The 3312-nt window shown below is 73.9% G+C and carries 4 protein-coding genes; all 4 read right to left on the bottom strand.

Going from position 1 to position 3312, the window contains the following annotated elements; translation table 11 throughout:
* Positions 1-1457, bottom strand: a 1457-nt coding sequence (locus DQW06_RS16330) for an FtsX-like permease family protein (RefSeq protein WP_370449087.1), incomplete at its 3' end; no start/stop codon positions are given.
* Positions 1454-2170 (bottom strand): ABC transporter ATP-binding protein, encoded by a 717-nt coding sequence (locus tag DQW06_RS16325; protein WP_013154481.1) that lies wholly within the window; start codon positions 2168-2170, stop codon positions 1454-1456. The genes DQW06_RS16325 and DQW06_RS16330, both read right to left, overlap by 4 nt.
* Positions 2167-2691, bottom strand: a complete 525-nt coding sequence (locus tag DQW06_RS16320) for a PadR family transcriptional regulator (protein ID WP_013154480.1) — start codon at positions 2689-2691, stop codon at positions 2167-2169. The genes DQW06_RS16325 and DQW06_RS16320 overlap by 4 nt, the downstream gene beginning before the upstream one ends.
* 84 nt (positions 2692-2775) lie before the next feature.
* Positions 2776-3312: hypothetical protein (locus tag DQW06_RS29585; protein WP_232833047.1), on the bottom strand; the 537-nt coding region annotated here is incomplete at its 5' end.

Below are 3312 nucleotides of genomic sequence, written 5' to 3'. Positions count from 1 at the left end.
AGGAGGAAGGGGGAGGAGGACTCCACGCCCCTGGCGCCGTCGAGGTCGCGGGCGAACTCCGCGGCCTCGGCGCGACTCCCCACCGCGGCCGAGGCGATCATCCCCACCCGGCCGGAGCCCCGGCCGCCGTCGGAGGCGGCCTGGGCCTCGATCGCGGAGAACAGCATCTGGAGCGCGATCGCCCCGGCCACGGCGAGCGTGACCCCGCTGACGGTGCGGGCCGCGATCCCGCTGTTCAGCTGGAGGCGCCGCGTGGCCATCTGCCACGACAGCGGACCGCCGCGCAGTCGGCCCACCACGGCCTCGACCACCCACGGCAGCAGCAGGGTGAACCCCGTCAGGGTCACCGCCACACCGGCGGCGACGGCCCACTCCGTGCCCTCGGAGCCTCCTCCGCGCCCGAGCACGGCCAGGACCGCGCAGCCGACGGCCAGGACCGCCGCGCGCCACCACAGCCGCCGCCCCCGGTCGGCGCCCTCCCGGAAGACGCCCAGCGGACCGACCTCGACCCCGCGCAGTCCCAGGAGCGTCACCAGGACGGCGCCGGCCGGGACGAGCACCACCACGAGGGCGGCGAGCAGCGGCACCGGTGTGAGGTCCGCGGGCAGCACGCCCGGACCCGGGAGCCGCACGTCGTCGGCGAAGGCCCGCGCCGCCAGGAAGAACCCGGTGCCCAGGACCAGGCCCAGGACCGCGCCGACGAGGGACTCGCCCGCGGCGATCCTGCGGATCGTGGCCCTGTCCGCGCCCACCAGCCGCAGCGCGGCCAGGCGCTGGTCGCGCCGCTCGGCCCCGAACCGCGTCGCGGTGAGGACGAACGCGGCGACCGGCAGCAGCAGCACCGCGATGATGACGACGACGAGAAGGACGAGGACCGCGGGCATGCCGCCGTCCCGCAGATCCGCGCCGAAGCCCGAGGCGGCGTGCGGTACCGGGGACTGCGAGAGGGTGTCCGTGCCCAGGTAGAAGTAGAGCTCGTGCGGCCCCCGCAGCCCCTCGGCGCCGATCAGGCCGGTGACCGGGGCGCCGTCGAACCGCTCGGCGAGCAGGGCGCCCTCGGGGGACTCCAGGAGGTCGCGCAGGGCGGGGGAGACGTGGAGCTCGCCCGCCTCCGGCAGCCGGTCGATCCCCCGCGGGCGCACGTCCGACCCCGGACCCGCGGGCGCTTCGAGCAGCATGCCCGTGAACATCTCGCCCCGGTACTCCACGACCCGCGGGGCCGCGAGGACCGCGGCGTCGCCGGTCGGCGCACCCCACTCCAGGTACACCGGTGTCCGCTCGTCCATCCGCTCCTGGCCCGCCGCACGCACCGAGGGCGCCGAGGCGGCCAGCAGGAGCACCATCACCCCCAGGCCCACGCCCAGCGCGGTGAGCAGCGTCCCCGTCCAGCCGGCCCACCCGCCGTTCAGGGTGAGCCTGGCGCCCATGGCCAGGTCGCGGTACCACCGGCCGGTCACGTCGCCCCCGTGGGCCCGGTGGCGTCGCCGAGGGCCTGGCCGTCGCGGAAGACGACCTCGCGGTCGGAGTAGGCGGCGACCCGGACGTCGTGGGTGACCAGGACGACCGCGGCCCCGGTGTCGCGGGCCGCGCCCGTGAGCAGCTCCATGGCGCGCTCCCCGTCGAGCGAGTCCAGCGCGGCGGTGGGCTCGTCGGCGAAGAGCAGCCGGGGCTCGGCCACCAGCGCCCGCGCGATGGCCACCCGCTGCCTCTGCCCGCCGGACACCTGGCCGGGGCGCTTGTCGCGGACGTCGTCCACCTCCAGGCGGGCCATCCACTCCGTCGCGCAGGCCTCCGCCCGCCTACGGGCGACGCCGGTCAGGCGCAGGGCCAGCGCGACGTTCTCCACGCAGGTGAGCTCGGGGACGAGCTGGCCGAACTGGAAGACGAAGCCGAAGTCGCTGCGTCTGAGCCTGCTGCGCTCGGCGTCGGACAGGGCCGTCAGCTCGTGCCCGCCGTAGTGCACGGTGCCGCCGTCGAGGTCGAGGATGCCCGCCAGGCAGTGCAGCAGCGTGGACTTGCCGGATCCGGACGGGCCCATGACGGCGACGACCTCGCCGGAGTCGATGCTGAAGTCCGTCCCGTTCAGCGCGGCGGTCGAACCGAAGTACTTGCGGAGCCTGGTGGCGGTGAGCAGGGTGCCCGTGACCTCCGCGGCGGCGGTGCCGCTCATGCGCGGACCTGCCCGGCGAGCCGGTCCAGGCGGCCGGCGGTCAGCTCCAGCCACCGGATGTCGGCCTCCAGGTGGAACAGGGCGTGGTCGCAGACGAGCTGGTCCGCGAGGTCGCCGCCCCTCTTGCGGCGGGTGAGCTCACGCATCAGGCGCAGGTGCTCGGTCCGCTGGACGTCCAGCAGCCCGGCGGCGTCACGGCCGGTCAGCAGAGCCAGCACGACCTTGGCGTACAGGGTGCTCTGGAGGTAGGGCTCGGGGCTCTCCGGCGTGGAGAGCCAGCGGCCGACGTCGGTGACACCGGCGTCGGTGATGGCGTAGCGCTTGCGCTCGGGGCCGCTGCCCGTCTCCACCCCGTCCACCTCGACCAGGCCGTCCCTGAGCAGGCGCGACATCGTCGAGTAGACCTGTCCGTAGTGCAGCGGCCGGTCGTGTCCGAACCGTTCGTCGAAGAGGCGTTTGAGGTCGTACCCGTGGCGGGGGCCCGATTCGAGCAGACCGAGCAGCGTGTTGCCGATGGACATGGCGGCGACTATACACAATGTGTATAGATGGGTGGAGGATGGTGATGTGTCCCGATCCCGGGCACGGTTCGCCTCTCAGGGGGTCTACTCGGGCGCGGCCGTTCCCGCCGTCCCCGGGCCGTCCTTCGGGGGCGCGCTGCCGTGGGGGTGGATGTGGAGCCGGTCTACGCGCCCGGCCTGGATCACGACGCCCCCGACGTCGCCGTGGACCCCGTTGCGGGTTCCCGCCGGCCCCGGAACGGGCTCCCCTGTTTCGGCCGAACAGTGGCGCGGCTTTTCCGGCACCAGGCCCGGCCACCGTTGTGCGGCCTTGTGCCTGAGGATTCTCACGAGCAGATCAGCGGTACCCGTGGCGACTTTGCAGGTGAACAGGCCGGCGGCGATGGTGAGAAGGAACTGCAGGAGTGTCGCGGGGCCGAGTGGGAGTGCGAGTTCGCGGGCATGCTCCGCCAGTTGTAATGGCCCCGGAAAGACGAAGCCAGACTGAGGGGAGCCAGTGTCCTGATCTTCGCTCGCACCTTCCCGCTTATCCGAAAAGCGACCACGACGAGGGTACAGGAAAGGGTCGCGGCGCGCGAGGGTGGCACCGGTCGTGGTGTCGTCGCGGAGGACGGGGCCGCC

It is taken from the genome of Nocardiopsis sp. TNDT3 (assembly GCF_003427465.1).
Classification (GTDB): Bacteria; Actinomycetota; Actinomycetes; order Streptosporangiales; family Streptosporangiaceae; genus Nocardiopsis; species Nocardiopsis dassonvillei.
The sequence above is the reverse complement of the archived record's forward strand: the minus strand, read 5'-3'. Positions and strand labels throughout refer to the sequence as shown.

Excerpts from the sequence above, each read along its gene's own strand:
- DQW06_RS16325 (WP_013154481.1), bottom strand. The coding sequence starts at position 2,170 with ATGAGCGGCACCGCCGCCGCGGAGGTCACGGGCACCCTGCTCACCGCC.
- DQW06_RS16320 (WP_013154480.1), bottom strand. The coding sequence starts at position 2,691 with ATGTCCATCGGCAACACGCTGCTCGGTCTGCTCGAATCGGGCCCCCGC.